This window comes from Frigoribacterium sp. PhB118, from assembly GCF_003751725.1.
Lineage (GTDB): Bacteria > Actinomycetota > Actinomycetes > Actinomycetales > Microbacteriaceae > Frigoribacterium.
The window spans coordinates 1,458,254-1,484,462 of sequence record NZ_RKID01000001.1 but is presented as its reverse complement, the minus strand read 5'-3'; the positions used below and the strand labels follow the sequence as shown (position 1 = coordinate 1,484,462).

The 26,209-nt window shown below is 72.7% G+C and carries 33 protein-coding genes and 1 pseudogene; 12 read left to right on the top strand and 22 right to left on the bottom strand.

The genetic code is table 11. The annotated features are described in order from the left end of the window. Positions 1 to 152 precede the first annotated feature (152 nt). Both EDF21_RS06880 and EDF21_RS06875 read right to left on the bottom strand, forming a co-directional pair. Complete coding sequence (locus tag EDF21_RS06880; protein WP_123570721.1) at positions 153 to 392, bottom strand: hypothetical protein; 240 nt, start codon at positions 390 to 392, stop codon at positions 153 to 155. Then, positions 389 to 868, bottom strand: a complete 480-nt coding sequence (locus tag EDF21_RS06875; protein ID WP_123570720.1) for a hypothetical protein — start codon at positions 866 to 868, stop codon at positions 389 to 391. Before EDF21_RS06875 ends, EDF21_RS06880 begins: the two co-directional genes overlap by 4 nt. Positions 869 to 1,076: 208 nt before the next feature. On the opposite strand from EDF21_RS06875, the gene EDF21_RS06870 reads away from it, so the two are divergent. The 3 genes from EDF21_RS06870 to EDF21_RS06860 are packed head-to-tail and all read left to right on the top strand — an operon-like array spanning position 1,077 to position 3,860. Beyond that, positions 1,077 to 1,622: a hypothetical protein gene (locus EDF21_RS06870; protein WP_123570719.1), complete on the top strand. Its 546-nt coding sequence runs from the start codon at positions 1,077 to 1,079 to the stop codon at positions 1,620 to 1,622. Positions 1,623 to 1,659: 37 nt separating this feature from the next. Next, a complete protein-coding gene (locus tag EDF21_RS06865; RefSeq protein ID WP_123570718.1) occupies positions 1,660 to 2,466 on the top strand; it encodes an ABC transporter ATP-binding protein in 807 nt (268 codons plus the stop codon). After that, on the top strand, positions 2,463 to 3,860 hold the full coding sequence (locus tag EDF21_RS06860; protein WP_123570717.1) for an ABC transporter permease: 1,398 nt from the start codon (positions 2,463 to 2,465) through the stop codon (positions 3,858 to 3,860). The genes EDF21_RS06865 and EDF21_RS06860 overlap by 4 nt, the downstream gene beginning before the upstream one ends. A gap of 101 nt (positions 3,861 to 3,961) precedes the next feature. Here EDF21_RS06860 and EDF21_RS06855 read toward each other — a convergent pair whose 3' ends face one another. The 3 genes from EDF21_RS06855 to otsB form a co-directional block, all read right to left on the bottom strand. Continuing rightward, on the bottom strand, positions 3,962 to 4,243 hold the full coding sequence (locus tag EDF21_RS06855; protein ID WP_123570716.1) for a hypothetical protein: 282 nt from the start codon (positions 4,241 to 4,243) through the stop codon (positions 3,962 to 3,964). Between the two features lie 143 nt (positions 4,244 to 4,386). Next, positions 4,387 to 5,196 (bottom strand): formate/nitrite transporter family protein, encoded by an 810-nt coding sequence (locus EDF21_RS06850; protein ID WP_123570715.1) that lies wholly within the window; start codon positions 5,194 to 5,196, stop codon positions 4,387 to 4,389. 127 nt (positions 5,197 to 5,323) lie between these two features. Continuing rightward, positions 5,324 to 6,100, bottom strand: a complete 777-nt coding sequence (otsB, locus tag EDF21_RS06845; RefSeq protein ID WP_123570714.1) for a trehalose-phosphatase — start codon at positions 6,098 to 6,100, stop codon at positions 5,324 to 5,326. A 427-nt stretch (positions 6,101 to 6,527) separates the two neighbouring features. On the opposite strand from otsB, the gene EDF21_RS06840 reads away from it, so the two are divergent. Beyond that, positions 6,528 to 6,935, top strand: coding sequence for an ATP-dependent DNA ligase (locus tag EDF21_RS06840; RefSeq protein WP_192124281.1), 408 nt, complete (start codon positions 6,528 to 6,530; stop codon positions 6,933 to 6,935). A gap of 76 nt (positions 6,936 to 7,011) precedes the next feature. Here the strand turns inward: EDF21_RS06840 and EDF21_RS06835 are convergent, their stop codons facing one another. After that, complete coding sequence (locus EDF21_RS06835; RefSeq protein WP_123570713.1) at positions 7,012 to 7,443, bottom strand: VOC family protein; 432 nt, start codon at positions 7,441 to 7,443, stop codon at positions 7,012 to 7,014. 64 nt (positions 7,444 to 7,507) lie between these two features. On the opposite strand from EDF21_RS06835, the gene EDF21_RS06830 reads away from it, so the two are divergent. Further along, positions 7,508 to 7,780 (top strand): hypothetical protein, encoded by a 273-nt coding sequence (locus EDF21_RS06830; protein ID WP_123570712.1) that lies wholly within the window; start codon positions 7,508 to 7,510, stop codon positions 7,778 to 7,780. Positions 7,781 to 7,831: 51 nt separating this feature from the next. After that, positions 7,832 to 8,245 (top strand): SRPBCC family protein, encoded by a 414-nt coding sequence (locus EDF21_RS06825; protein ID WP_123570711.1) that lies wholly within the window; start codon positions 7,832 to 7,834, stop codon positions 8,243 to 8,245. 58 nt (positions 8,246 to 8,303) lie between these two features. Here EDF21_RS06825 and EDF21_RS06820 read toward each other — a convergent pair whose 3' ends face one another. The 5 genes from EDF21_RS06820 to EDF21_RS06800 form a co-directional block, all read right to left on the bottom strand. After that, entirely contained in the window at positions 8,304 to 8,852 is a 549-nt protein-coding gene (locus EDF21_RS06820; protein WP_123570710.1) for a hypothetical protein, read from the bottom strand. Further along, a complete protein-coding gene (locus tag EDF21_RS06815; RefSeq protein WP_123570709.1) occupies positions 8,845 to 9,180 on the bottom strand; it encodes a PadR family transcriptional regulator in 336 nt (111 codons plus the stop codon). Before EDF21_RS06815 ends, EDF21_RS06820 begins: the two co-directional genes overlap by 8 nt. 52 nt (positions 9,181 to 9,232) lie before the next feature. Beyond that, entirely contained in the window at positions 9,233 to 10,144 is a 912-nt protein-coding gene (locus tag EDF21_RS06810; RefSeq protein WP_123570708.1) for a MerR family transcriptional regulator, read from the bottom strand. Between the two features lie 111 nt (positions 10,145 to 10,255). Further along, positions 10,256 to 10,477, bottom strand: coding sequence for a hypothetical protein (locus EDF21_RS06805; protein ID WP_123570707.1), 222 nt, complete (start codon positions 10,475 to 10,477; stop codon positions 10,256 to 10,258). Positions 10,478 to 10,550: 73 nt separating this feature from the next. Then, the gene (locus tag EDF21_RS06800; RefSeq protein ID WP_123570706.1) at positions 10,551 to 11,096 is read right to left on the bottom strand and encodes a GNAT family N-acetyltransferase; all 546 of its coding nucleotides are present in this window, start codon (positions 11,094 to 11,096) and stop codon (positions 10,551 to 10,553) included. A gap of 146 nt (positions 11,097 to 11,242) precedes the next feature. On the opposite strand from EDF21_RS06800, the gene EDF21_RS06795 reads away from it, so the two are divergent. Continuing rightward, the gene (locus EDF21_RS06795; protein ID WP_123570705.1) at positions 11,243 to 13,144 is read left to right on the top strand and encodes an ABC transporter ATP-binding protein; all 1,902 of its coding nucleotides are present in this window, start codon (positions 11,243 to 11,245) and stop codon (positions 13,142 to 13,144) included. Positions 13,145 to 13,146: 2 nt separating this feature from the next. Here the strand turns inward: EDF21_RS06795 and EDF21_RS06790 are convergent, their stop codons facing one another. After that, a complete protein-coding gene (locus EDF21_RS06790) occupies positions 13,147 to 13,950 on the bottom strand; it encodes a hypothetical protein (RefSeq protein WP_158612870.1) in 804 nt (267 codons plus the stop codon). Positions 13,951 to 14,127: 177 nt separating this feature from the next. Here EDF21_RS06790 and EDF21_RS17220 point away from each other — a divergent pair. After that, positions 14,128 to 14,652: pseudogene (locus EDF21_RS17220) on the top strand (PHP domain-containing protein); the annotation flags it as partial. 825 nt (positions 14,653 to 15,477) lie between these two features. Here EDF21_RS17220 and EDF21_RS06770 read toward each other — a convergent pair. The 7 genes from EDF21_RS06770 to EDF21_RS06740 form a co-directional block, all read right to left on the bottom strand. Continuing rightward, positions 15,478 to 15,699 carry a hypothetical protein gene (locus tag EDF21_RS06770; RefSeq protein ID WP_123570701.1) on the bottom strand — a complete coding sequence of 74 codons (222 nt, stop codon included), beginning with the start codon at positions 15,697 to 15,699 and terminating at the stop codon, positions 15,478 to 15,480. 171 nt (positions 15,700 to 15,870) lie between these two features. Next, complete coding sequence (locus tag EDF21_RS06765; protein WP_123570700.1) at positions 15,871 to 16,671, bottom strand: DNA-formamidopyrimidine glycosylase family protein; 801 nt, start codon at positions 16,669 to 16,671, stop codon at positions 15,871 to 15,873. A gap of 9 nt (positions 16,672 to 16,680) precedes the next feature. Beyond that, positions 16,681 to 17,097: a Rid family detoxifying hydrolase gene (locus tag EDF21_RS06760; RefSeq protein ID WP_123570699.1), complete on the bottom strand. Its 417-nt coding sequence runs from the start codon at positions 17,095 to 17,097 to the stop codon at positions 16,681 to 16,683. Continuing rightward, complete coding sequence (locus EDF21_RS06755; protein WP_123570698.1) at positions 17,094 to 18,272, bottom strand: aminotransferase class V-fold PLP-dependent enzyme; 1,179 nt, start codon at positions 18,270 to 18,272, stop codon at positions 17,094 to 17,096. The genes EDF21_RS06760 and EDF21_RS06755 overlap by 4 nt, the downstream gene beginning before the upstream one ends. Next, a complete protein-coding gene (locus tag EDF21_RS06750; RefSeq protein ID WP_304984856.1) occupies positions 18,269 to 19,084 on the bottom strand; it encodes an amino acid ABC transporter ATP-binding protein in 816 nt (271 codons plus the stop codon). The genes EDF21_RS06755 and EDF21_RS06750 overlap by 4 nt, the downstream gene beginning before the upstream one ends. Then, positions 19,081 to 20,079, bottom strand: coding sequence for an amino acid ABC transporter permease (locus EDF21_RS06745; RefSeq protein WP_123570697.1), 999 nt, complete (start codon positions 20,077 to 20,079; stop codon positions 19,081 to 19,083). Before EDF21_RS06745 ends, EDF21_RS06750 begins: the two co-directional genes overlap by 4 nt. Next, positions 20,080 to 21,060: an ABC transporter substrate-binding protein gene (locus tag EDF21_RS06740; RefSeq protein ID WP_123570696.1), complete on the bottom strand. Its 981-nt coding sequence runs from the start codon at positions 21,058 to 21,060 to the stop codon at positions 20,080 to 20,082. A 113-nt stretch (positions 21,061 to 21,173) separates the two neighbouring features. Here EDF21_RS06740 and EDF21_RS06735 point away from each other — a divergent pair, with 113 nt between their 5' ends. Both EDF21_RS06735 and EDF21_RS06730 read left to right on the top strand, forming a co-directional pair. Beyond that, positions 21,174 to 21,914: a transcriptional regulator gene (locus tag EDF21_RS06735; protein ID WP_123570695.1), complete on the top strand. Its 741-nt coding sequence runs from the start codon at positions 21,174 to 21,176 to the stop codon at positions 21,912 to 21,914. Between the two features lie 200 nt (positions 21,915 to 22,114). Beyond that, the gene (locus tag EDF21_RS06730; RefSeq protein ID WP_148053648.1) at positions 22,115 to 22,678 is read left to right on the top strand and encodes a hypothetical protein; all 564 of its coding nucleotides are present in this window, start codon (positions 22,115 to 22,117) and stop codon (positions 22,676 to 22,678) included. Here the strand turns inward: EDF21_RS06730 and EDF21_RS06725 are convergent. The 3 genes from EDF21_RS06725 to EDF21_RS06715 form a co-directional block, all read right to left on the bottom strand. Then, a complete protein-coding gene (locus EDF21_RS06725; protein ID WP_123570693.1) occupies positions 22,662 to 23,291 on the bottom strand; it encodes a class I SAM-dependent methyltransferase in 630 nt (209 codons plus the stop codon). The genes EDF21_RS06730 and EDF21_RS06725 overlap by 17 nt on opposite strands. A gap of 420 nt (positions 23,292 to 23,711) precedes the next feature. After that, positions 23,712 to 24,182: a MarR family transcriptional regulator gene (locus EDF21_RS06720; protein ID WP_056046983.1), complete on the bottom strand. Its 471-nt coding sequence runs from the start codon at positions 24,180 to 24,182 to the stop codon at positions 23,712 to 23,714. Positions 24,183 to 24,277: 95 nt separating this feature from the next. Continuing rightward, positions 24,278 to 25,018, bottom strand: a complete 741-nt coding sequence (locus EDF21_RS06715; RefSeq protein ID WP_123570692.1) for a ZIP family metal transporter — start codon at positions 25,016 to 25,018, stop codon at positions 24,278 to 24,280. A 123-nt stretch (positions 25,019 to 25,141) separates the two neighbouring features. Between EDF21_RS06715 and EDF21_RS06710 the strand changes: the two genes are divergently transcribed. Beyond that, the gene (locus EDF21_RS06710) at positions 25,142 to 25,495 is read left to right on the top strand and encodes a helix-turn-helix transcriptional regulator (protein ID WP_123570691.1); all 354 of its coding nucleotides are present in this window, start codon (positions 25,142 to 25,144) and stop codon (positions 25,493 to 25,495) included. Further along, the gene (locus EDF21_RS06705; protein ID WP_123570690.1) at positions 25,492 to 26,175 is read left to right on the top strand and encodes a cation diffusion facilitator family transporter; all 684 of its coding nucleotides are present in this window, start codon (positions 25,492 to 25,494) and stop codon (positions 26,173 to 26,175) included. Before EDF21_RS06710 ends, EDF21_RS06705 begins: the two co-directional genes overlap by 4 nt. Positions 26,176 to 26,209: the final 34 nt, after the last annotated feature.

Genomic DNA, 26,209 nt, shown 5'->3' with positions numbered 1-26,209 from the left:
AGTCCGTAGCCGTGCCCCAGATGCCGATGTTGTCGCATGAGCTTCACGGGCAGGGATGCAAGCAACACCGGCCAATGAAGACGCAAGAAAACGCCTTCGACCCGTGTGACGCTACGCCTCCGTCGACGATCGTGTTCCCAGCTCGACGCGGGTCAGGCCGAGTTCTTGCCGCCGGCCGAACGGGACATGCCGCCCGCCTCGCCTCGAGGGGCCTCGTGTCGGCGTTCCGCCTCGGCCTGGGCACGGACCCCGGCCCCGGGGTCCGTGGCGTCGAGGCGGGCGGCGATCGCCCGGTCACGTCGTCCGCGCCGGACGACGCCGACGGCGGCCACGACGCCGACGGCGACGATCAGGCCGACGACGACGGCCGTGCTGACCTCCACGACGCTCACGGCGTCGGCACCCCCGACGAGACGACGACGATCACGGCGATGATCGACCCGAGCACGGTCAGCCCGAGGTAGAGCCAGAGCGGAGCGGCGCTGCCACCGACCCGGCGGCGCACGACGACGCTGCGGCCGATCAGGTAGACGAGCGGGCCGAGCAGGGCCCACGCCCAGGAGAAGGGTCGCTCCAGCCCGCGGGAGCGTAGCGTGCGGTGGTCGAGCCAGGCGAGCAGCACGATGCCGATCCAGAGCACGAACGAGGCGATCTGCACGACGCCCAGGTCACCGGCGTCGACGCCCGTCCGGCCCGGGACGGCCAGTTCGAGGGCGCGACGCATGGTCACGACCACGAGGCCCATCGCGATGATCGGCGAGAGGGCGATCGCGGTGACGAACGGTGTCGCCGTGAGGGCGATCCGTGGTTCGACCGGGGTCGTCCCCGCGCCGGTGTCGCCCTGGCCGAGGCCTCGGTGGTCGGTCACGATGTCCCCCTCGTTCCCGGAGGGGAGTGCCCCGTCCGTCGTCCGCCCGGACGTCTGCGTGCCGGACCTGTTCTCGACCCTACGACACCGACCGGTACGACCGACTCCCGCTGTGGACGGAGTGGGGGCCACCGGGGGATAACCCCCGCGCGGGTCCGTGGGTGCACGTGATGTTCCGGTACCGGGCCCCGCGGCGAGGATCGTAGACATGAACGACACGACCTCCGCGACCATCGCGACCCGCGCCTCCTCGTCCCCCACCACCCGCCGCCGCGCCGCCCTCGCGGCCGGTCTCGGCGTCGCGGCGCTCGCCGTCGTCACGCTCACGGGGTGCTCGGGGGCCGTCGACGCGGCGAAGAGCGCGCTCGGTGCGGAGCAGGTGCAGCAGCGCCACTTCGACACCGCCGCCGACGCCCCGAGCGCGGCCGACTCGACCGACGTCGCCTGGTTCCTGCCGGCTTGGGTGCCGAGCGACGCCCGCGACGTCGACGTGCGCCTCGACACGCAGGAGCCCGGCTACGAACTCTCGTTCACCTCCGAGACCGGCCCCGACCTCGCCGCCTGCGTCCCCGTCGACGGCGACCTCGGCGGCCCGGCCCTCGACCCCGCGACGCTGCCCGAGCCGTTGCCGACCTCGGGTCTCGTCAGCTGTGGCGACGGCCGCGTCGTCGCCGAGGTCGACGGGCGCTGGGCCAGCTGGACCACCGTCGACGCGGTGCCCGGCGACGACGTCAACTCGACGTTGCGTCACTGACCTCACCACCGACCACGACCCGCACAGGAAGATCACGATGACCCCCACTCCCCAGCCCCAGCCCGTCCCGTCCTCCCGGCCCGCCGACCCGACCCGAGGAGGCGCGGTCCCCGTCGCCCGCGTGCGGAACGTCACGAAGTCCTTCGGCCAGGGCGACGGCCGCGTCGACGCGCTGCGCGACGTCTCGCTCGACCTGCCGGCCGGCCGGTTCACGGCCGTCATGGGCCCGAGCGGCTCGGGCAAGTCGACCCTGATGCACATCACCGCCGGTCTCGACTCGGCCACCTCGGGCCGGGTGCTGCTCGGCGACACCGACATCACCGGCCTCGACGACACCGAGCTGACGCTGCTGCGCCGTCGCCGCATCGGCTTCGTCTTCCAGGCGTTCAACCTCGTGCCCACCCTCGACGTGTCGGCCAACATCGAGTTGCCGTTCCGTCTCGACGGGCGTCGGGCCACGGCCGACGAGCGCGCCTGGATCGACTGGCTCGTCGCCACGCTCGGCCTCGGGGCCCGGCTGACGCACCGACCCCACCAGCTGTCGGGCGGGCAGCAGCAGCGCGTCGCGATCGCCCGGGCCCTGGCGACCCGGCCCGACCTGATCTTCGCCGACGAGCCCACCGGCAACCTCGACTCGAAGGCCGGCCGCGACGTGCTCGACGTGCTGCGCACCGCGTCGACGGACCACGGCCAGAGCATCGCGATGGTCACCCACGACCCGGTCGCGGCGAGCTACGCCGACCGCGTGGTGTTCCTCGCCGACGGCCGCATCGTGCACGAGATCGACCACAGCAGCGCGGCCGAGATCTCGGGCGTCATGCTCGACCTGGAGCGTGTCGCGTGAGCGCCCGCGACCAGCTGCTCGAGCACCGTCCGAGCATCCTCGTGGCCGCTCTCGGCACGACCTTCGGCGTCGGCCTGCTCGGCGTCACCCACGTGCTCGAGCAGATCGTCGCCTCCGACGCCGCGGTCGCCGCGAGCGGCATGGTCTCGACGATGCTCGGCTTCGTCGCCGCGGTCTTCGTCGGCCTCGCGCTCTACGTCGGGGCGATCGTCACGGCCAACACCTTCGCCACCGTGGTCGCCGGCCGGACGCCGACGATCGCCCTGATGCGCCTGCTCGGCTCCTCCGCGCGGGACCAGCGTCGGGCCGTCGCCCGCGAGGGTCTCGTGGTCGGGGTCGCCGGGGCCGTGCTCGGGACGCTCGTGGGTCTCGCCCTCGTCGTCGTCGCCGTGAGGGTGCTCGTCGGTGGGGGACGGTTGCCCGACCTCGCGTACTCGTACTTCTCGGTGGGCGGTCTCGTCCCGGCCGTCGCCGTCGTGCTGACCACGGTCGCCGCGGCCTGGGTCGGCTCGCGTCGCGTGCTGCAGGTGACGCCACTGCAGGCGACCGACGCCGCGCAGGACGCCCCCGTCGCGGGCCGGAGCCGTCGCCTCGTGCGGACGGTCGTCGCCGCGCTCCTCGTCGCCGGCGGTGGTCTGCTGCTCGTCGCCGGGGTCGTGGTCGGGCTGGTCGACGCGATGGGCGTGCTGATCGCGTTCTTCGGTGGCGTGCTGTCGTTCACCGGGGTCGTCGTCGGCGCCCACGCGCTGATGCCTGCCGTGCTGAGCGCCGTCGGCCGGACCTTCGGCACGAGCCAGGTGGCCCGCCTCGCCGCCGAGAACGCGGTGCGTCAGCCCGAGCGCAGCACGCGCGCCACGATCGGCATCGTGATCGGCGTGACCCTGGTCACGACCCTGTCGGTCGCGCTCGAGACGCTGCGCAGCTTCATCTACTCGATCGAACAGGACCCGTCGTACGCCGCCGAGCTCGACCAGGTGTTCACCACGACGCTGCTGATCGTCGCCGCCCTCGTCGGCTTCTCGGCCGTGATCGCCGCCGTCGGCATGATCAACGACATGTCGCTGAGCGTGATGCAACGGAGGCGCGAGCTGGGTCTGCTGCGCGCGATCGGCTCGACCGCGGGTCAGGTGCGCCGCATGATCCTGCTCGAGGCGACGCAGATGGCGCTGACGGCGATCGTCGTCGGGGTCGTGCTCGGCGTCGTCTACGGCTGGGCCGGAGCCCAGGCGCTGCTCGGGTCGGCGAACCAGGGCCTGCTGATCGCGCCGACGCTGCCCGTCCCGTTGCTGCTCGGCCTGGCAGTGACGGCCGCCGTGCTGGCCGGGGTCGCCGCCCTCGTCCCGGCCCGCCGTGCCACGTCGGTCACCCCGGTCGAGGCCCTCGCCGCGCGCTGACCGGTGCGTCGGCGCCCGGTGCGCCGCTCGCCGGCGGCCCGATGAACCCCGTTCACGACGATGAACCCCGAACCATCGGGGTTCATCGTCGCAAACGGGGTTCATCGGCCGACTCGGGCGTCGTCCGTGGCGGGAGGCGCCGGACGGGGATGCCGGATCGTCGCCACCGTGCCGATGATGCAGATCACCGCCAGGGCGGTCAGTCCGACCAGGAGCAGGGCGCCGACGACGGACGTGCCTCCGTCCTGCACCACCCGGACCAGGGCCTGGACCGCGCCGACGAGCCAGAAGACCGCTCCGATGCCCCAGCCGACGGAGGACCCTCGAAACGTCGGCCGCTGCAGTCGGAGCCGACCTCTCGGCTGTTCCGTGTCCTCGTCCATGCTCGCTCCCTCGACGTCATCGGCACTTTCACCGTACGTCGAGTGCCGAGAGGGATCAAGGAGGTGCGGCGACGGTCGAGCGTGCCGTCACAGTCTGGTGCGACGGCCAGGTCTGGCCGGGCAGAAACCGCTCCGGTGCCTCCTCACTCGTTCTCGTCCCGCGCCTTCGAGAAGAGCTCCTTCGTGCGGAGCAGCCGCAGGGAGGTGACGAGGACGAGCCCGCCGAGGATGTTGAAGAGCAGCGTGTAGCCGAACCACCCCGCCCACTGGGCGTAGCTGACGTCGCTGCCCGCCTGGATGGCCCCGAAGATGAGGAGCGAGTCGAGGATCGAGTGGAACAGCTGCAAGCCGGCCAGGAGGAACGCCCCGGCGACGGCAGCCGCGATCTTCGCAGGGTCGGAGGTGGTTCCGTGCTGCATGCGGGTCATCAGCGTGATCGTGCTGCCACCCAGGACGGCCAGGATCACGGTCTGCAGGGAGAACGGAGCGTCCACGAAGTGGTGAGCCGACTCGTCGAGGGTCGTGTGCCATTCGGGGAAGGCCTGGACGACGAGCCACATGAAGATCCACCCGCCGGCGAGGTTGGCGACCAACGTGGCGCCCCAGAGCTTGAGGAGTTGCAGGAACGTGCCCTCCTTCGCCGCGAGTGCGGCGATCGGCAGGAGGAAGTTCTCGGTGAAGAGCTCCGAGTGCGCCAGGAGCAGGGCGAGGAACCCGATGCTGAACGCCAGGCCCGCCAGGAGGTGGCTGCCCGTCTCGGTCAGGACGGCGAGCATCGCCATGATGCCCAGGCCGACCTCGAGGCCTCCGAAGAAGCCCGTGATGAGCGTGGTGCGGAGGGTGCGGTGCAGTCGCTCGGCGCCTTCTTCCACGGTCGCGTCGAACGATTCGTCGAGTTCGTCCTCGAGGGGTTCGTCCGACTCGCCCAGTTCTCGCCGACGTCGTTCGCTCATCGCTCGTTCCTTTCGCGGGAACGAGTCTCGTCCTCGGGATGAACAGTAGAGACGAAGCGGACTCCGTGTGACGCAGCTCCTCGATCACCCGGGTCAGGAGGGGCGGGCGGCGAGGCGCGACGTCCTGTCAGGTCAGCGCCCGGTCGAGGCGCCGCAGCCACTCCTGGAACTGCGCCGGGCCGTCGAAGTGGACCCCGGGCACACGGAGGACCTCGGGTGCGGTGTCGGCGGCGTCCACGACCAGAGGGTGGCCACCGGTGCTCGAGGCCACCGCGAACGCCGGGAGATCGCCACGGTCGTCACCCGCGTAGGCCACGACGCCCAGTGCGTTCGATCGGATGATTCGCTCCAGCGCCGTGCCCTTGTCCTCCTCCAACGGCATCCGTAGCTCTTCGACGCACTTGCCGGGCTCCCGTCGGAGGCCGTGCGTCCTCACGGCGGATTCGATCAGCGGCGTGATCATCTGCTCTGCGGCCCTCTGATCGGCTGCGCGCCTCCAATGGACCGCGACGGCGAGGGACTTGTCCTCCACGTAGATGCCGTGGACGTCGTCCAACCGACGGTGGAGCTCGTTCGTGGCCGCGGTCACGGCCTCCAGCCATGTCCGGGCCTCGGGCAGGACCTCGACGCCCTGGGGCGTCCACCGTTCGAGGCCGTACGAACCGTACAGATCGACACCCGGGACCGTGGCGCGCTCGGCGAGGAAGTCCGCAGGCCGCCCCGAGAGCAGTGCCACCGTCCTCAGTCGTCCGGCCAGGCCCTCGAGGAGATCCCTCGTGCCCGGCAGGAGTTCGCTGTGGGTCGGATCGTCGGTGATGGGGGAGAGCACGCCGTCGAAATCCATGACCAGGCCCGCGGCGCCGCTCGAGGCCAACGCCTGGATGACATCCGGATCAGAACTCATGACACGACCTTAAGTCCGGCCGTGGCGTCGTGCTCGGGGACGTCGACGCTGCCGCAACGCCCACCGCGCCCGTGAGTATCAAAGGGTTCGGCTTAAGTCCAGATCTTTCGGGCATATCGAGCGCAGGCGCAGGCTGGGCATGTCTTGAGGGTGGTTCAGGTCCTCAAGGCGTGCGCTGGCACCGGTCGGGTCCGGTGCGAGCTGCCGGCGACAGGGTCCCGTTCGGGTCGGGACCCTGTCGCCCTTCCTCGTCGGCGGTCTAGTGTCAGGTCTCGAGGAGAGCCGAGCGGACGCATCACCGATGTGGTCTCGTCACCACGTGTGGCGTCGCGAAGACGGCCGGCGCAGTGCGCAGTGAGATCCGCACACCACCACAGCCCAGACCCTGCTGTCAGCACCGTCGGGCGTTCTCCGTCTCGGAGCAGCCATGGGATACATCGTCTACGACGGCGACGTCCTCGAGTTCAAGGTCGAGGACCGTCTCCTCGCCCACCTCCAGATCGTCATCGTGAACAAGTTCCGCCAGAACGAGTCGTTCATGTTCTCGTGGAAGGAACCGATCGAGACCGGCGACGGCCGGTCGACCGTCTGGCTCTCGCCCCAGATCAGCCTCCGGTTCAAGTTCGCCGGCAGCCGCACGGTCGAGATCAACCCCACCTGGCTCGCGGCGCTCTACGCCAGTGCGTCGTCGGGCCGGGGCCTCTACCCCGAAGCAGAGCCCGATCACGACCCGGCGACCCACCTGCCCGGCGTGACCGGCACGCACGTCGACTGGGCCACCGACCGTCCCGAGCCGTCGAGGACGAGGGCGGCGAGACCGCCGAGTCGCGCCTAGCCCGCGGGGCGCCACGTCTGGCCTAGCCCGCGGGGCTCCACGTCTGGAGGGTGCGCAGGGACCGGCGCGACGCCGGTCACCAGGCGGTCGGGTCTTCGACGCCGCTCGCGACGAAGATGCAGAACGGGTGCCCTTCCGGATCGGCGAAGACGTAGAGGGCCTCGTCGGGGTCGGCGCTCTGGTCGTCGACGACCGTCGCGCCGAGCGAGACGGCCAGGGACCGTTGGCGCTCGAGCGCGTCGGCGTCGGCCACCATGAAGTCGAGGTGGAGTTGCTGGCGTACCGGCCCGTCGGGCCAGGTCACCCGGGGCAGCTCGGGGACCCGTTGGAAGGCGAGGCGGACGCCCTCGGCGGTGCGGAACGTCACCCACTCGGCCCGATCGTCCGACCCGTCCGTGGGTGGCTCGTCCCCGGGTCGGTAGGTGCCACCGACCAGCGCGAAGTAGAAGGACGCGAGACCGCGGGCGTCCTCGGCGTCGAGCACGGTCTGGCGCAGCTGGAGGTCCACGGGGGCAGGCTACGCCTCGATCGGAGCGCTGGCGACCGCCTACCGCGCACGCTATGGTCCGGGCATGACACGACGTGCCGGCCTGGTCTCCCGCCTCGTCCTGGGTGGCGGTCTGGCGGCGTCCGTCGTGGGCGTCGTCGTGCTCGTCGTCGCGTCGGCGCGACCCGTGTCCTTCGGGTGGTTCGCGTACGCCCCCGTGTCGGACACGACCTTCACCGCCGACGGCGTGCACGTGTTCTCGACCGCGAGTCTCGTGGGCGCGGTCGTCCTCGTCGTCGGCCTGCTCGTCCTGGCGGCATGGCTCGGCTACCGACGAGGTGCGCGCCGCAGGGGCTGACGCGGCGTCGTGAGGGTCGCTCGTCGGGCGGAACGCTGCTAGCTTCCCGGCATGACCTGGCCCGCCGTCCACATCTCACGTGCGTTCGACCACGACGTCGCCGCCGTCTCGAGCGTCGCCGGCGACCCGGAGAACCTGCCCGCGTGGGCGGCCGGTCTGAGCGCCGGCATCCGTCACGACGGAGGGCGGTGGTTCACGGACTCACCCATGGGGGTCGTCGAGGTCGCGTTCACCGGGCCGGTGGAGCTCGGCATCCTCGACCACGACGTGACCCTGCCGGACGGGACGGTCGTGAGCAACCCCTTCCGCGTCGTGGCCAACGACCAGGGGAGCGAAGCCGTCTTCACCCTCTTCCGCCGGGACGGGATGTCGGAAGCGGACGTCGAGTCCGATGCCCGCCTCGTGCGTGGTGACCTCGACCGGCTGGCGACGCTGCTCGACGAGCGTCTCCCGCGCGCCCGGTAGGGGATCGGCCGACGGGCGCACGGCTCGGAGGTCGTCCCGCGACGAGCGGGAGCTCGCGTCAGGCGTGCCAGCCCCGTCCCCGTGCGCGGACGGCGAGCACGACGCCGACGACGGGGAACACGAGGTAGGCGACCAGGACGACGAGGTGGGTGCCGCCGAGACCCGCCGAGGCCATCACCGTCGAGGCCGCGAGGGCGAGGAGGACCACACCCACGGCGGCGAGCCACGAGGCCGCCTTCTCCCGTCGGCTCCAGGCTCTTGCCTGGCTGACGAAGAGGAGGCCGGCGAGCGCACCGACGACCGGCACCAGGAACGAGCCGACGATCAGGACGACGACCGCGACGATCGAGAACGTCCGACCGGGAGGAGGCGCGTCCGGGCTGGTGAGAGGAGCCTCGCCGACGGTCTCGGCGCGCGCCCCGGCGGCGATGAAGGCCGGGTCGCCGAGTTGCCGGATGCGCGCGGCTGCGGCCTCGGCGTCGAGACCCTCAAGCTCCTCCCGGATGCCGGTGACGATGTCCCGGTGCAGGTCTGCCGGGAGTTGGTCGAGCTCGGTGTCGAGCTGCGCGAGGTAGGCGGTGGTGATCTCGGGTGTGGTGTCAGTCACGGGTGTCTTCTCCGATGAGTCGGTGTACCGAGGCGGTGAACGGAGCCCACTGGAGGCGGAAGGCACCGAGCTGGTCGCGCCCGAGGGGTGTGAGCCGGTAGTACTTGCGGACGGGCCCCGTCGCGGACGGCTGGTCGAAGGCGGTCGCCAGGCCTTGGGCCCGGAGGCGACCGAGGATGGGGTAGAGCGTCCCGATGCTCGCGACGAGCCCCGCCTCGACGAGATGCTCGGAGAGCTGCCAGCCGTACATGGGCTCACGGTCGAGCAGTCCGAGGATGCAGTACTCGACGACCCCCTTGCGCAGTTGCGCCCCCACGTCCGCTGTCATGCGTCACAAGCTACCTTGCGGTGCAAGACAGGTCAAGGGCTCGCGGGACCGCTCAGGGCGTGGGCGTCTCGGCCACCGCCAGGTGGAGGGCCAGTTCCATGCAGCGCAGGCGGGCGGGGGAGAAGTCGTAGGGCATGCTCCGGATGACGTCCGCCGCGCTCCTGACGCGGGAGCCCGCCGCCGTCTCGGGCGCCGGCGCCGCCTCGGCACCCTCGGTGGGGTGTCGATCGTCCCAGGCGTCGAAGATCGCGTCGTCCTCGTCCCGCTGGCCCGACTCCTCGATCAGGCCCAGCAGCTTGATGTCGAAGGCGTGCCGTTCGGCCGCCACCCGTGCCACCCGGGGGTCGTCGACGGCGACCGAGTCGTCGAGCGCCTCCTCGGCGGCGTCGACGCGGTCGGACTCGGCACGCAGCTCGGGGTGCAGGGCCAGCACGAGGAATCGGCTCGCCTGGAGGACGGCACCCAGCGGGCCGAAGATGCGCTCGGTGACCAGCAGCGTGTCGAGGTCGTCCTGCCGCAGCGAGCCCTCGGGCGCGGCCTCGAGCCGGGTGGAGACGATCTCGTCGAGAAGCCCCAGGCGGCTGCCGAGCATCCGCATGCGCCAGACCGATTCCCTCTTCCGGCGCAGCTCGTCCTCCTGCGCGGCGAGGGTGTCCTCCAGCCGGGCGAGGACGCCGGCGACCTCGTCCGTGGTCTCGGTCACGCCGGTGTCCGCGCCCGGCGCGGCCCCGGTGAAGGCGTCACGGATGTCGTCGAGGGTGATCCCGGCGTCGGCCATCCGGCGGATCCACAGCAGCCGGATGATCTCCGCGTAGCCGTACCGCCGTCGGCCGTCGGTGCCCCGCTCGCGCTCGGGGAGCAGGCCCATCTGGTGGTAGTGGCGGATCGCCCGGGGAGTCACGCCGACGAACGCCGCGGCGTCGCCGATCAGGACCTGACGGGGCGGAACCGGGATGGCATGCATGGCGGGCCTTTCGACGCGGGACGACACGGGACGTGCTTCGAGCAGACCACATGACGCTGCGGCACCTGCAACCCGGGCGGTCCCGGAACGCCCGCCGACGGAGGCGCGGGGTCAGTCCCCGGCGCGATGGTCGTCACGACGGAGGCCGACGATGCCGACGACGATCGCCGCGATGCCCACGGGGATGCCCAGGTAGGCCAACGTCCCCGCGCGGCCGCCCTCCGGCACCGAACCGAACGTGCCGGACAGGGCGAGCGCCGAGAACAGGCAGGCGACGACTCCGAACCCGATGAGCGCCCATCCCTCGGTCGATCCGCCGCGCCTCATGAACATGCCCGTCTCCGTTCCGTCGCGGTGGACTCCTCGGCACGAGTCTGCCCGTCGACGTCCCCCCGGGGCCGACGCGTCACCCGGGGAACTCGTCGGCGAGCATCGCGAAGACGAGGGTGTCGGTCCATTCGCCCTTGCTCCAGAAGTCCTGCCGGTGGTGCGCCTCCTGCCGCATGCCGACCCGGGCCGCGAGTCGGGCGGAGGCCGCGTTGCGGCCGTCCATCTGCGCGGTCACGCGATGGACGTCGTCCCGGGCGAACGCGAGCCGCAGCGCGGCCGCGACCGCCTCACCCGCGAAGCCCTGGCCTCCGTGGTCGGGATCGAGCGTCCATCCGACCTCGAGCGTGCGGGGTTCGGACTCGGTGCGCCACAGCGCCACCGTGCCGATGAGCCGGCCCTCCTGTTCGACGACGAGGGCGAGTGCTCCGACGGGCTCGGCGAGGTCCGTCCGACCCAGGCGCCGGTCGAGCTGTGCCCGTCCGGACTCGATCGTCCAGGGCTCCTCCAGGAGGTACCGCGAGACGTCCGGTCGTGAGTGGATCGCGAGGAGTCGCTCCAGATCGTCCTCGCGATGCAGGCGGAGGGTCAGCCGGGGGGTCGACGCCAGGGTGTCCGTGTCCATGACGTCGATCCTCGTGCATCGCCCGGCCTCGGCGAGGATTCCTGCCGACCGTCCCGGGCAACGTCGGACCGGCCCGGGCACGGCTGCTGCGAGCCCGGGGCGATCCGCCGTCTACATTGGGCCAGGCCCCCACGGAAGGAACCACCATGAGCATGGAAGGCGCGGCCTGGAGCTCGCTCTACAAGATCTCGTCCGCACGGGACGGCGGGCACGGCATCTCGCGCGCGTCCGTCCGGCGGATCATGACGTTCGCGGTGCCCTACCGGTCGAAGCTCGTCGTCTTCATCGCCCTGTCCGTGGTGGGTGCCGTGCTCGCGGTCGCGACGCCCGTGCTGGCCGGCCGGGTGGTCGACGTCATCGTCGCGCGGGGCGAACTCGCGTCCATCGTGCGGCTCGCCGTCCTGATCGCCGTCGTGGCGCTGGCCGACGCCGGCGTCTCGCTCGTGACACGCTGGTTCTCGGCCCGGATCGGCGAGGGCGTGATCCTCGACCTCCGCACCGCCGTCTTCGACCACGTGCAGAAGATGCCGATCGCGTTCTTCACCCGCACCCGCACGGGCGCCCTCGTGAGCCGCCTCAACAACGACGTGATCGGCGCTCAGCAAGCTTTCAGCGGCACCCTGTCGGGCGTCGTCACGAACGTCGTGGCCCTGGTCCTCACGCTGATCGTGATGCTCAGCACGTCCTGGCTCGTGACGGTCCTCGCCGTGGTCATGCTGCCGATCTTCCTGGTCCCCGCGCGGCGCATGGGCAGCCGCCTGGCCGCGCTGCGCCGCGAGGCCGCCGACCACAACTCCGCGATGAGCACGCAGATGACCGAGCGCTTCTCCGCGCCCGGGGCCACCCTCGTCAAGCTGTTCGGCCGTCCCGACGAGGAGGCGGAGGAGTTCCGCGTCCGTGCCGCCCGGGTCCGCGACATCGGGGTCCGGACCGCGCTGCTGCAGTTCGTCTTCGTCACCGCCCTGACGCTCGTCTCCGCCCTCGCCCTCGCACTCGTCTACGGGCTGGGCGGCGCCCTCGCGCTCGCCGGCCAGCTCGACACCGGCGAGGTCGTCACGCTGGCCCTCCTCCTCACGCGCCTGTACGTGCCGCTGACCGGCCTCGCGAACGCGCGGGTCGAGATCATGAGCGCGGTGGTGAGCTTCGAGCGCGTCTTCGAGGTGTTGGACCTCGAACCGCTGATCCAGGAGAAGCCCACCGCCGCCTCCGTCCCCGAGGGCCCGGTGAGCGTGGAGTTCGACGACGTCCGCTTCGCGTACCCGTCCGCCGACAAGGTGTCCCTCGCCTCCCTCGAGGAGGTCTCCACCCTCGACACCCGCGGTGGCGAGGAGGTGCTGCACGGCGTGTCCTTCCGGATCGAGCCCGGGCAGACCGTCGCGCTCGTGGGCACGTCGGGTGCCGGGAAGTCCACGATCGCGCAGCTGATGTCGCGTCTGTACGACGTCGACGGCGGCGCCGTGCGCCTCGCGGGGACGGACGTCCGCGACGTGACCTTCGCCTCGATGCGCCACACGCTGGGCATGGTGACCCAGGACGGCCACCTGTTCCACGAGACGATCCTCAGCAACCTGCGCCTCGCGAGGCCGGAGGCGACCGACGACGAGGTGTGGGACGCCGTCCGCCGCGCGCGGCTCGAGCCCCTCATCCGGTCGCTGCCGGACCAGCTCGACACGATGGTGGGGGAGCGCGGCTACCGGCTCTCGGGAGGCGAGCGTCAGCGCATGACCATCGCGCGCCTCCTGCTGGCGCAGCCCCGCGTCGTCATCCTCGACGAGGCGACCGCGGCTCTCGACTCGACGTCCGAGGCCGCCGTGCAGGCGGCCCTCAGCGAGGCGCTCGAGGGGCGGACCGCCCTCGTCATCGCGCACCGCCTGTCCACCATCCGCAGCGCGGACCAGATCCTCGTGGTCGAGGACGGCTCGATCGTGGAGCGCGGCACCCACGAGGAACTGCTGGCCGCGGCCGGCCGCTACGAAGAACTGCACCGCACGCAGTTCGCCGTGCAGAAGGACGTCGCCGCGGACGAGCAGGCGCCGAGCGCGCCGTAGCCCTACTCCGCGGGCGGCCCGTCGACGGGCGTGGTCCGGCGTCGCCGCAGCACGAGGGCGGTGCCCGCCGCGAGCAGCCCCGCGGCGAGAGCGCCGACCCCGGCGACCTGACCGCCCGTGAAGGCGAGGGCTCCGTCGGCGGAGGGCCGGGCCGTGGCCGAGGGGCGCGGCGTCGAGTCCGTCCCGGCCCCGGCCCCGTCCGTGGGTGCGGGGGAGGGTGCCGTGCCGGGGGCGGTCGGCAGCGCGGTCGGGTCGTCCGTCGGCGGAGCCGGGTCGACCTCGGCGCCGGGCACCGACCAGGTCCCCGCGGCGAAGGTCACGGGCAGCGTCGCCGCGACGACGACCGTCGACGGGATGCCGGACTCGACGACGAGGCACTCCAGCGAGAGCGCCGCTCCGCCCTCCTCGACACCGTCGGCGACCACCTCCTCGAACGAGATGGCCATCGGCACCTCGACCGGCTGCCCCGCGGTCACCGCGACGCTCGGGGACGTGACGACGGTCGCGCCTCCCGACGTCACCGAGAGCCGGGCGGCGTCGTCCGCGTCGGCCGGGCAGCCCGCGGCGAGCAGCGCCGAGGCGAACGAGGGATCGGCGCGTGCGTCGCCGGACACGATCGCGGTGCCGGCGGCGTCGCGCAGCACGAGCGGCGCGGGGTCGACGGGTGCGGGTGCCGGGGCGGCGACGGCGACACCGGGGCCGGCCAGGCCGGCGACCGCGCCGACGGCGAGGGCCGCCGCGACGAGCAGGCCCCGTCCGGAGGCGCGCGAGGGGAGACGACGGACGGCGGGAACGGAGAGGAGCATCGGGACCTTCGGTGGGTGCGTGGACTGCGCGGCGGGGAGCGCGCGGCGACGCCAGGACTGTCGCGCACCCGGGGGAACGGTTCGTGAACGCCCGGTGTCGCACGCGTCCCCGACCGTTGGCCTGCGGTTCAGGCCCCCTCCCTACGGTCGGGACGCCCGCCCGACGAAAGTGAAGCCATGTCCCTCGACCCCCGCCCCGAGCAGTCCGCGCCGACCGGATCGGGCCTCTCGCGCCGGACCTTCCTCGGGGCCTCCGTCGCCGCGACGGTCGCCGTGGGGGCGACGGCCCAGGGGTTGCGGGGAGCGGACCCCGCGCAGGCGGCGCCGCTGCCGTCGGTGCCCGCCGTCGTCGATCCGGCCGCCGTCTCGTGGCTGGTCTTCGACCACCACGTGCACTCGGTCTACTCGCACGACGCGAAGTACCCCATGACGACGATCCTCGATCAGGCGCAGAGGTTCGGGGTCGACGCCATCGCCTTCACCGAGCACAGCAACAAGGGCCACGCCAACGTCGGCGGGGTGTTCAACGCCGCCCGCGAGATCGAGACCGCGCGGGCTGCCCGGCCCGACCTGCTCGTGCTGCAGGGGCTCGAGTGGTACATCCCCGGCGCCGAGCACGCCACCGTGCTCGTCGCACCCGGTCCCGCCACGACCCGTGTGCTGCGCCGCTTCGAGCTCGACCACGACGGCAAGCTGAACGGCTGGGAGAAGCCGCGCCCCGGCACCGACGACGCCGCCGAGTGGCTCGTGCACGCCACCGACGCGATCGCCTGGCTCGGCGCCCAGAAGAGCGCGGGCGTCGTCGACGACGTGATCGTCCTGGCGAACCACCCGAGCCGCCTCGGCATCGACTCGCCCGGCGAGCTGCGGGCCTGGCAGGACGCCGATCCCGAGGTGTTCGTCGGCATGGAAGGCGCCCCCGGTGCCCAGGCCGGTGCCGTCGCCGCGAACGCGTCGACGCGCTCGCGGCGGGGCGAGTACGAGAACGCCCCCAGCGAGTTCTCGTTCGCCGGCTACCCCGCCGAGGCCTACCTGACCCACGGCGGCTTCGACTGGACGACGGCCGTCGTCGGCGGCGTGTGGGACTCGCTGCTCAGCGAGGGCCGGCGCTGGCGGATCACCTCGAACAGCGACCTCCACCTCAAGGAGTCCGACGCCACGCGCGTCGGCGACTTCCCGACCGGGCCCGGCTGGGAGTCCGGCGCGACGCTCGGCAACTTCGACCGTGCCGGCCGCCGCCCCGACCCGGTCGCGACGGCCACGCCCCAGAACGGCGCCGACTTCTGGCCGGGCGAGTTCAGCCGGAACCACGTCGGCGCCGTCGACCGGTCGTCCGCCGCGCTGCTCGACGCGATCCGCGCCGGTCGGCTCTGGGTCGACCACGGGCACCTGGTCGCCGGGCTGTCCGTCGTGCTCCGGGCCACCGGCGGGCAGGAGGCGCAGGCCACCCTGGGCGGGACCCTCACCGTCCCGCGCGGCACCGCCCTCGAGCTCGTGGTCGACGTCGTGCCCACGACGACGCCCACCTCACGGGGCACGATCCCGCGGCTCGCCCACCTGGACGTGATCCGTGGCCGCGTCACCGGACCCGCGGCCGACCGCGACGAGCAGCGCGCGCCCGGCACCCGGGTCGTCGAGCTGCTCGACGTCGCCGACCGGTCCGCCGCTCCGTTCCGCGTCGTCGTGCCGCTCGAGCCCGCCACCGAGGACGGCTACGTGCGCCTGCGCGGCAGCGACGGCCGGGTGCACGGCGTCGGCCCGCTCGGAGCCGACGTCGACCCGCGGGCACCCCAGCCGTTCCCGATGAGCCCGGCCGACCCGTGGGCCGACACCTGGCTGTACGCGAACCCGATCTTCGTCAGCGTGCGCGGAGCCGACCGCGGCCCACTCCTGAGGGAACGTCGTCGCGACCGTCCCACGTCACGCCGCGGGCTGGCACCGCGGGCACCACCAGGCCCGCCGCGTGTGGCCGTCCGGCGTGGGAGGGTCGTCGCGCGCCTCGACGCGGGTGCCGCAGCGCAGGCACGGGCGTCCGGCCCGGCCGACTACCCAGTGCGTCTCGCCCCGGCGCGTCCGGCCCGTCGTGACCTGGTAGGCGCCGGGCGTCGAGACCGAGAAGCGCAGGGCGCGGGCGGCCACGTCGACGAGCTTCACCAGGTCGACCTCGCCGATCGGGGCGGCCGGGTGCAGGCCACGCAGGTACCCCACCTCGTTGACCCAGAGGTTGCCGAGGCCGGCCATCGGACGTTGGTCGAGCAGCGCGGCACGGACCGTGACGTCGGGGAGTGCGGCCAGGCGACGTCGCGCCTCCTCGGGGTCCCAGTCGGGGCGCAGCGGGTCGGGGCCCAGGTGGCCGACCAGCGCGTGCTCGTCCCGGGTCGGCACCAGGTCGACGACGGGCAGGTCGACGCCCCAGAGGGTGTGGCCGTCGTCGAGCCGGGCACGCACCCGCACCTGCCGCTGCAGCCGGGACGGCAGGACGCGGCCGGGGCGCGTGACCGTCCACGACCCCTGCATGCGCAGGTGCGTGTGCAGGGTGGTGGCGTCGTCGAAGCGGGTCAGCAGGTGCTTGCCGTGGGTGTCGACCTCGACGACGCGCCGACCGGCGAGCGACTCGCCCGCCCGGCCGCCCGACCGCAGCTCGCCGTCGACGACGACCCGCCCGACGAGCGAGGGACGGAGGCGCGCGGCCAGCAGGTGGACGCTGTCACCCTCCGGCATGCCGCGATGCTACCCGGCGTGCCCCGGGGCGACCGCCGCGACGAACTCGATCTCGACCCGGGCGCCCTTGGGCAGCGCGGCGACCTGGTACGCGGCGCGCGCCGGCAGCACCCCGCCGTGGAAGACCTCGGCGTAGGCCTCGTTCACGACCGCGAAGTCGGCGATGTCGGCCAGCAGCACCGTCGTCTTGACGACGAGGTCGACGCCCGACCCCGCGGCCTCGAGCACGGCGACCCCGTTGCGCAGGGACTGGGCCGCCTCGTCGCGGACGTCCGGCCCGGCGAACTCGCCCGTGGCCGGGTCGATCGGCAGCTGGCCCGACACGAAGACGAGGTCGCCCACCCGGACGGCCTGCGAGTACGGGCCGATCGCGGCCGGGGCGGCGTCGGTGTGCACGGCGCGGAGGGGGTTCGGGTCGAGGGTCATCGTCGTCCTCCCAGGACGGTCAGGGCCGCGTCGATCGCGGCCGGGGTGGTGGTGGCGTGCACGCTGAGGCGCACGCGGTCGTCGCCGTGGACGGTCGCCGTGACGCCGGCGGCCTCGAGCCGTGCGCCGACGGCGGCGGCCTCGCCCTTGGCCACGCCGGCCACGACGAGTCCCGCCCGTCGTGATCGCTCGACGGGGGAGAGCACGGGCACCCCCGCGGCCTCGAGACGGGCGATCAGGTCGCCCGCCGTGTCCGCCACACGGGACGCCACGACGCCGACGCCGACCGACTCGAGCTGCTCGAGCGCCGTGGCCAGGGCACCCGACGCGAACGGCGACCCGTTGGTGACCGACAGGCGCTGCGCCCCGGGCAGCGGGGCATGCGGCACGCCGTCGTAGCGTGAGGCGCCCTCGACGCCGGTCCAGCCGCCGAGGACCGGACGGAGGCGCGCGAGGGCCCGCGAGGACAGCGCCACGAACCCGGTTCCCCAGCCCGCCCGCAGCCACTTCTGGCCGCCGACGACGAGCGCGTCGGCGAGGGTCCAGTCGGCGTCGAGGACGCCGAAGCCCTGGATGCCGTCGACGACGAGCAGGCGGTCGCCCACGGCCTCCCTCAGCCCGGCGAGGTCGGCGACGGTGCCCGTGCGGAAGTCGACCGCGCTCACCGCGACGGCCACGGTGTCGGGCCCGACCGCGTCGGCCACGCGCTCGGGCGTGACGGGCGCCAGCGGCTGCCCCGGGACGGCGGGCAGCGGCCGCACCGTCGTGAGCCCGGCCTCCTCCGAGCGCCACCACGCGTAGAGGTTCGACGGGAACTCGGCGCTGCTGACCACGACCTCGCCCCGGGGCAGGCCGAACGCGATCTGCATCAGCCCGAGCGACGTGCTGCCGGTGAGGGCGACCCCTCCTCGGTCGAACCCGGTGAGGCGGGCGACCGCGGCGAGGGCTCGCTCGTCCTCGGCGTGCAGGCCCGACGAGGGGACGCCGGCGCTCGCCGCGGAGGCGAGGCGTCCGATCGTCTCGACGACGTCCCTGGACGGAGGCCCGTAGCTGCCGAAGTTCAGGTAGCCGACCGGCTCGGCGAACGACGCGAGGTAGGCGTCGAGCGCCGAGCAGGGGACCGTCGCTCCCGTGCCTGCGCCCGTGGCCGTGCCCGTCGCCGAGCCCGACGTCACGCCAGCACCCGCTGCAGGAACTGCTGGGTGCGCGCTTCGCGCGGGGCGCCGAGCACCTGCTCGACCGGCCCCTGCTCGACGATGCCGCCGTCGGCCATGAAGACCACGCGGTCGGCGACCTCGCGGGCGAACTGGATCTCGTGCGTCACGACGAGCATCGTCATGCCGTCGCGCGCCAGGTCGCCCATCACCTTGAGCACCTCGCCGACCAGCTCGGGGTCGAGGGCCGAGGTCGGCTCGTCGAAGAGCAGGAAGAGCGGCTTCATCGCGACGGCCCGGGCGATGGCCACGCGCTGCCGCTGCCCGCCCGAGAGCTGGCCGGGGTAGGCGTCCACCTTGTCGCCGAGGCCCACCCGCTCGAGGATCTCGACGGCCTCGCGCCGCGCCTCCTTGGCCGACCGGCGCTGCACGCGGACGGGGCCCTCGAGGACGTTGCCCAGCACGGTCAGGTGCGGGAACAGGTTGAAGTGCTGGAACACCATGGCCGTGCGGGCCCGCTGCGCCGACAGGCGGCGCTCGGTCAGCTCGTGCAGCACGCCGTCGCGGAGCTCGAACCCCATCGGTTCGCCACCCACCCAGACCTCGCCCGCGTCGGGTTCCTCGAGCCGGTTCAGGGTGCGGAGGAACGTCGACTTGCCGGCTCCGGACGGGCCGATGATGCAGACCACCTCGCCGCTGCGCACGGTCATCGAGACGTCGCGCAGCACCTCGTGGCTGCCGTACGACTTGCCGATGCCGATGGCCTCGAGGACGGGAGCCGCCTCGGAGGCGGGCACCGCGCCTCCTGCGGTCGTCGTGTCGGTCGTGGTCACGGGGTGCTCCTCACGAGGGGTGCGCGGCCGAGGTCGGCGGCGACTTTGCGGCGGAGGGCGCGGGCGTTCGGCGGCCCGCCGGGGCGGCGGTCCTGGCGGTCGAAGCTGCGCTCGAGGTAGAACTGGCCGACGCTCGCCACGCTGACGATGACCATGTACCAGATCGCCGCGGCGATCAGGGTCTCCATCACCTGCAGGTTGAACGAGGCGATGTTGTTCGCCGCCTTGATCAACTCGAGGTAGCCGATGACCGACGCCATCGCCGTGCCCTTGAGCATGTTGATGAAGTCGTTGCCGGTCGGCGGGATGATGATGCGCATCGCCTGGGGCAGCACGATGCGGGCCATGCGCTGCATCGGGGTCTGACCGATCGACTGGGCGGCCTCGATCTGGCCGCGGTCGACGCTCTTGAGGCCGGCGCGCACGATCTCGGCCATGTAGGCGCTCTCGTTGAGGGCCAGACCGAGGAACGCCGCGACGAACGTGGTCATGACGTCGTTCGTGCTGACGTCGAGGAACACCACGTCGGTGAACGGCACCCCGACGGTCAGGCGCGGGAAGATCAGCGCCAGGTTGTACCAGAGCAGGATCTGCAGCAGCACGGGCAGGCCACGGAACAGCCAGGTGTACCCGGCCGCGAAGGCCTGCGCCACCGGGTTCTTCGAGATGCGCATCAGGGCGATGACGACGCCGATGACCACCGCGCTCACCTGGGCGACCACGGCGAGCACGATGGTGCCGACGAGGCCCTGCAGGATGATCGGCGACACCAGGTAGTACGGGATGTCGCGGTACGAGATGTCGCCCTGCGACGCCCCGTAGACGAGCGCGACGAGCAGCACCACGATCACGACGGCGCTGACCCAGCGGCCCCAGTGCTTCAGGCGCACCTGGGGCAGCAGCTCACGGCCGCCGGCGGGACCGCCGCCGCGTCCGGCCGAGGAGGCGCGGGTGGCGTCGCCCGGGTCGGTGCCCGTCGGTCGTGCGGTCGCCACCTACTTGCCGCCGTTGACGGTGGCCTCGGTGACGCTGCCCGAGGTGATGCCCCAGGCGTCGAGGACCTCGCCGTAGGTGCCGTCGTCGATGAGCGAGTCGAGGGCGGCGGCGATGGCGTCGCGCAGCTCGGCGTCGTCCTTGTTGACGCCGATGCCGTAGGGGGCGCCGTCGATGACGTCGCCGGGGACGACCTCGAAGGCCTGGCCGTCCTGGGCGGTCTTCGAGATGTAGACCGCGCTGGGCAGGTCGTTGACGATGGCGTCGATGCGGCCGGTGCGCAGCTGCGTCTGGTTCTGGCTGTCGCTGTCGGTCACCGTGATGTCGAGGGCCTCCTCGCCGTCGGACTCGCACTGCGTGCTGGTGGCCTCGGCGAACTCCTGCTGGCTGGTGCCGGTGACGACGGCGATGGCCTTGCCGCAGAGCGCGTCGGGGCCGGTGATGTCGTCGGGGTTGCCCTTCTGCACCATCAGCGTGATGCCCGAGGTGAGGTAGTCGACGAAGTCGATCGCCTGCTGGCGCTCGGCCGTGTCGTTCATCGCGGCGATGGTCACGTCGACGCGGCCGGACTGCAGGCTGGTGATGAGCGAGCCGAAGTCCTGGTTCTCGTACTCGACGTCGAGGCCGAGCTTCTTGCCGACCGCGGTGATGAGGTCGTGGTCCGAGCCGATGACGGTCGAGCCGTCGGCCGCGTAGAAGTTGTTCGGCGCGGACTGGACGTTCGAGCCGACCACGAGCGTGCCGGCGTCCTTGATGTCGGAGGGCACCTGGGCGGCGAGGGCGTCGTCGACCTGGACGGCGTCGAGCAATGCGCTCGTGTCGGGGATGGTCGAGGACGACGACGAGGTGCCGCCGGACGCGTCGCCGGAGGCGTCGCCGGGCTGCGGGGCGCTCGGGCCGCCGCACGCCGTGAGGCCGAGGGCCAGGACGGCGCCCGTGGCGACGGTGCCCCAGAGGGCGGAGCGGGAGCGGGTTCGGGTCATGGTCGAGCCTTTCGTGAGCGTCGTCGGTCATCGGAAGCTAGCCGAATGATCGGCGAGATGAGAAGAAATTATCACAGTGCGACGATTTCGTTACATGCCGGTAACCTGGGGGCATGACGAGAGCCAGCAGCGCCACCGTGGTCGACGCCAGCCGGGTCCTGCGGGCCGAGTTCGAGCCCTACCTGCCGCTCATGGACTTCTTCGCCGAGCTGCTCGGGCCGCGGACCGAGGTCGTGCTGCACGACACGAGCGACCTGAGCCGGTCGATCGTCGCCTTGACGAACGGCCACGTCAGCGGGCGCAGCGTCGGCGGGCCGGCAACCGACCTCGTGCTCAAGGTGCTGCAGAACCACGAGCACGACGACCGCGACTACCTGGCCAACTACCTGGCCGAGTCCCGCACCGGCGGCACGTTCCGCTCGTCGACCTTCTTCATCCGCGACGCGGGCGGCGACGTCGTGGGCATGCTCTGCCTCAACATCGACGACGAGCCGTTGACCCGGGCTCGTGACCTGCTCGCGGCCATCACGGCGACGACGGGGCTGGTCAAGGGGGCGCCGTTGGGCTCCGGGTCCGAGGCGGGCCCCGCCTCGACCTCGTCGTCGGGGCCGGTCGCCGAGCGGCTCAGCATGAACGTCGACGAGCTCGCCCTCGACGGCGTCGCCCGCATCGTGGCGGCCCAGGGCGTCGAGCCGCACCGCATGACGCCCGACGAGAAGGTCGCGGCCGTGCGCGAGATCGAACGGGCGGGGGTCTTCCTGCTCAAGGGTGCCGTGGCCCAGGTGGCCGAGGCGCTGCACGTGTCCGAGCCGACGGTGTACCGGTACGTGCGGCAGGTGCGCCAGGGCGGCTGACGGGCGCGGCGCGTGCCCCCGGCGCCGGTCACGCGGGAGTCGCACCGCCGACGCGTCGTCGCACCACCGACGGGACGTCGCACCGCCGACGCGTCGTCGAACCACCGTGTCCCGTGGTTCGACGACCCGACGGTGGTGCGACCCCGACACGGGGACACGCTGGCATCACCACGATCGGTCGTCTGCCTTAGCCTCGGCCCATGAGCTCACCCACCTCGTCCGGGCCGTCGACAGGAACGTCGTGTCCCGTCGCGGTGCTCCTCCCGGGTACCGGGTACGGGGTCAAGGCGCCGCTGCTCTACTGGCCTGCGTTGATGCTGCGGCAGCTCGGTTGGCGAGTCGAGGCCGTCGAGTGGGATGCCCGAGATCTGACGGCCGACGACTCGCGGCCCGTCGTCGAGGAGCGGCTGCAGGATGCCGCGGAGGCCGTCGACGGTCGCGTCGACCTCGTCCTCGCGAAGTCGTTCGGCACCCTCGCGTTGCCGTGGGCCGTCGAGCACGGCGTCGCAGGGGTGTGGTTGACGCCGGTCCTCACCGAGCCCGTGGTCCTCGATGCGTTGACCCGCGCCTCCTCGTCACACCTCGCCGTGGGCGGAGGGGCCGACTCGATGTGGCAGCCGGCGCGGGGGCTCGAGACGCATGCGGGCCTCGTCACGGTCGACGGCGCCGACCACGGCCTGCTCGTCGACGGTTGGGCGACTTCGTTCGACGCGCATCGCGCCGTCCTCACGGCCATCGAGACCCACATCAAGGGGCTGGGCTGACGGTCACACCCTGAGCGACACGGGCGATGATCGCGCCGTGGGGCCTCGGCCCGGACGGTGGTCCCGTGCGGGTGTGTGTCTCGAGCACGTCGAACCCGGAGGCGCGCAGCTCGTCCGCGAGGAGGTCGGGCGCCCAGCGCCACGCGGTCGTGATCGCGTGGTCGAAGGGTTCGACGGTCGTCCCGGTGAAGAACCCGACGAGCAGCCCGCCGCCCGGCCCGAGCACCCGGGCGAACTCGCGGAGCGGGCGCCGGATGCTGCCCGGGTCGTGGTGGATCAGCGAGTACCAGGCGAGGACTCCCGAGAACTCGTCGGGCTCGTACGGCAGGGCGTCCACGTCGCCCAGGCGGAACGAGACGTCCGGGTGGGTGCGGCGAGCGTGCACGACGAAGGCCGGGACCCGGTCGAGACCACGCACGTGGACGCCCCGCGCGGCGAGGTGCCCCGACCAGTGCCCCGGCCCGCAGCCCGCGTCGAGCACGGGGCCCTCTACCGTCGTCGCCCAGGACGTCACCAGGTGTTCGTCGGCGGGGTGCACCGCCGACATCGAGCCGAGGTGGTCGACGTACTCGCGGGCGCGCGCGGCGTAGCGCTCCCCGACGTCGGATGTCATGCCCCGCAGCCTACGAGTCGTGGCTCGTGGCTCGTGGCTCGGGGCTCGGGGCCGGGGCCGGAGCCGAAGTCGGCGTCGGAGTCGGAGTCGCACCACCGTCGAGTCGTCGCACCACGCAACACGGTGGTGCGACGACGCGACGGTGGTGCGACCTCGACCTCGACCTCGACCTCGACTGCGGGGCGTCGCATCGTCAGGGGCGGTGCGGCACCGCCGACTGGACGTCGCACCGCCGAAGTGGGCGGTGCGACGCTCAGTTCGCGGTGCGACCCGTGTGAGGAGGCGCGGTGCGTGCGGGCGAGGACGCGCGGCGCGAGCGGGCGAGGAGGCGCGGTGCGACCCGGGCGAGGAGGCGCGGCGAGAGCGGGCGAGGAGGCGCGGTGCGACCGGGCGCACGAGTCCGGCACCGGCCGGCCCGGGTCAGGACGCGGATTCGCGGGCGGCGGCGTCGAGCGCGGCGGCGATGCTGTCGAGCTGGGGGAGGGCCTCGGCGATCGTCTCGTCCGTGCCCGTGGTCGAGAGGACGTACTGGTACGCCTCGCGCAGGGTGGTCGTGGTGTCCTCGCCCTGCGTGGTCAGGTGGAGGAAGAGGCTGCGTCGGTCGCCCGGGTGACGGCTGCGCGTGACCTGCCCCGACTTCTCGAGCCGGTCGACCACGGCCGTCGTCGCCCCCGTGCTCAGCAGCAGCTGTTGGGCGAGTGCTCCCGGGGTGAGCCCCGGGGCGTCGGCGACGGCGAGCAGGGCCGCCAGCTCGGTGTGGCCCATCCCGAAGACCTTCGCGGCGTGGAGCCGGTAGCGGCGGTGGGCCTCGTCCAGGGTCTGCAGCGTCGCGGCGAGACGCCGGACGGACTCCGGGTGGTTCTCCGGAGTGGCGGGAAGGTCGGGGCTCACGACAGCAGGGTACCGAGCATCGACCCCGTCGTCGGCACCGTTGCGCAGAACGGATGACCCAGTTCGGGGCGCGACGACCCGCTCGGGCGACCCGCTCAGGCGACCTGGTGCACGACGTAGCTCGCGACGAAGCCCAGCACCGTCACGAGTCCCGTGAGCGTCTGCGTCTTGCGGAAGGCCTCGGGGATCATCGTGTCGCAGATCATCGCGAGGATCGCCCCGGCGGCGAACGCCATGACGAACGACTGTCCGCCCTCGGGCACCCCGCCCAGGAGGGCGTACCCGCCGAGCGCGGACAGGGCGCACACCACGGCGATGCCCGACCAGAGGCCGAAGACGTACCCGGCCGACCGGCCCGACGACTTGAGGTCGGCCGTGCTCGACATGCCCTCGGGGAAGTTCGAGATCACCACGGCCACCAGCACGGCGATGCTGAGGGACCCGCCGCCCGTCAGGCTGACGCCCTGGACGGCGGTCTCGGGGACGCCGTCGAGCAGGGCGCCGAGGGCGATGCCCAGGCCGGTGCCCGAGCCGGCCGACCCGCGACGGTGGTGCTTGCGCCGGAACCCGCCGTGCTCGAGCAGCTGGTCCAGGACGACGTAGACGACGGCGCCCGCCAGGAACCCGCCGAGGGTCGGGAGCAGCCCGCCGCTGCTCGTGGCCTCGTCGACGAGGTCGAACGAGAGTGCGGAGATCAGGACGCCGGCACCGAACGCCATGACGAGGGCGACCACCTCGCGGGGCACCCTGACGAACCACGACACCGCCGCCCCGACGACCAGGGAGAGGCCCGAGAGCAGGCCGGCGAGAGAGGCGAGGAGGAGCGGTGAGGGCACGAGGACGTGTCTAGTCCTTCCGTGCGCAGGAGGCGCGGTGCCGGTCCCGAGGACCGGACCCGCGGGGGATGGACGTGTGCCCCGGGCGCCCTGACCGGTCAGCGAGTGCTGTATGGTCAGCACATGCTGACCCTTTCGTCCCGCGTCGACGTGATGAACCGCCTGGGGCGGGCGATGGCCGACCCGACCCGCTCACGCATCCTGCTGACCCTGCTCGAGGGCCCCGGCTACCCCGGCGTCCTCGCGACGAAACTCGGCCTGACCAGGTCGAACGTGTCGAACCACCTCGCATGCCTCCGCGGGTGCGGTCTCGTCGTGGCCGCCCCCGAGGGGCGATCCACCCGGTACGAGATCGCCGACGTCCACCTGACCCGAGCACTGACCGCCCTCGTCGAGGTGGTCCTCGCGGTCGACGACGGTCTGCCGTGTCCGGACGACTCGGGCGACGTGCCGTTCTGCTGCGGGGGCGGTGCATGACCTCCGCCGCACTGTCGCCCGCGCCGATCGCCACGGCCCGTCGCCTCCTGCTGCAGCGACGCATCCGTCTCGTCGTGGCGATCACGATCGGCTACAACGTGGTCGAGGCGATCGTCGCGATCGCCGCGGGCACGGTCGCGTCCTCGACCGCGTTGATCGGCTTCGGCCTCGACTCCGTCGTCGAGGTGCTCTCGGCCGCCGCGGTCGCCTGGCAGTTCGCGGCCCCCGACCCCGAGAGGCGCGAACGGCTCGCCCTCCGCGTGATCGCCCTCTCGTTCTTCGGTCTCGCCGCCTACGTCGGCGTGGACGCGGTCCTCGCCCTGGCCGGCGCCCGCGAACCCGACCACTCCCCGGTCGGCATCGTGCTGGCCGCCGTCAGCCTGGCGGTCATGCCGTTCCTCAGCCTCGTCGAGCGACGAACCGGCACCGAGCTCGGCTCGGCCTCCGCCGTCGCCGACTCCAAGCAGACCCTCATCTGCAGCTACCTCTCGGCCGCCGTCCTGCTAGGCCTGGTGCTCAACCTCGCCTTCGGGTGGACCTGGGCGGACCCCGTCGCAGGACTCGTCATCGTCGTCTTCGCCGTCCGTGAGGGGGTCGAGGCCTGGCGCGGCGAGGCCTGCACGACACCCGTCTCGGCCCTCACGGGCGAACGCGGAGCCGAGGCCTGCGACTGCTGCTGAACGGCCGGCCCACCGGACGCGCAGGAGGCGCGGT